The organism is Paenibacillus sp. A3 (assembly GCF_001399685.1).
GTDB lineage: Bacteria > Bacillota > Bacilli > Paenibacillales > NBRC-103111 > Paenibacillus_G.
Genome location: NZ_JTHN01000440.1, coordinates 1 through 1016, shown reverse-complemented (window position 1 = coordinate 1016; position 1016 = coordinate 1). Strand labels below are relative to the sequence as shown.

1 protein-coding gene is annotated in these 1016 nt (G+C 59.1%); it reads right to left on the bottom strand.

What is annotated here, in order from left to right; genetic code table 11:
* Positions 1-99: 99 nt before the first annotated feature.
* On the bottom strand, positions 100-1016 hold a 917-nt coding region (locus tag QJ48_RS37930), incomplete at its 5' end, for a hypothetical protein (RefSeq protein WP_054977849.1).

The following is a 1016-nucleotide window of genomic DNA, read 5'->3' as shown; positions in this document are numbered from 1 at the left end:
TATTTGTCTGAGTTTTTCTTAAACATACGGTTTTTCAACATGCCGAAGGGCCCTTAAAAAGGGCCCTTGGCATTTTCCGTTATATAAATCGTCTATAGATCAGTCGCCTCCGCCTCCGCCGCAGCCGGAAGAACAGCTGGACGAAGAGGAACAGCTTGAGGAGGACGAGCAGCTCGAGGACGAACAGCTTCCGGACGAGCCGCCATCGTCGCCGCGGTCGTCGGACCAGCTGCCGGTGCCGCAGCCGCTGGAGGCGCAGGAGGACGAAGAATTCGTCGTTTGCTGCCCCGCCTCGCGCTTGGCTTCCTCCTCGGTCAGCAGCTCCTCCATCTGTTCGTCGAAGCCGGTAAATTCCGTTACCGAGTAGAACAGCATGGCGCCGGCCAAGTACGGCATCAAGGACGGGCCGTGCGATTCGGAAGGCCGCTCCGCGTAGGTCGGATTAACCGCAGCCTGCCGCAGCTGATCTTTCGCTTGCTCGATTAACCACCGGACCGTTTGCCCAATTTCAGGGAATTGGGCCGATGCTTTTTGGTTGAACCAACGCTGCTCAAGCTCCGCCTCGCTCTCCGAGCTCAGCCAGTCGATCCGCTGCCGATCGAGCGGATAGCGGAAAAAGCTTCCCCAGATTTGCCCCGTAAACGGCGTGGACGTAAACAAGTGGGCGTAGACCCAATCGAACCAGGCGCGGCCTCCCGGGTCCGGCGTACCGTCCGTGTGCGGCGCATGGTGAATCGTCGCGCCGAGCAGCGTTTCTCCGAAGCGCTGATACTCCCGGGTAAACATCAGCATCTCGTGCCAGATGTCGTCGACCGCTTCACTGAACATCGGCACTTCCTTCATCACGGCCGTCATCAAAAAGTATCGTTTCAGTTCCAGAAGCTTCCATTCGTATTCGGCCTCGCTCATGGAAGGATATTTGCCCAGCACTCGATTCCGGAGCCGGTCGCCGTATTCTGATCGTAGCGCTTGCTCCAGCCGGTCTGCCGCCGGCTGCAGCGGGACGCCGGGCTGAA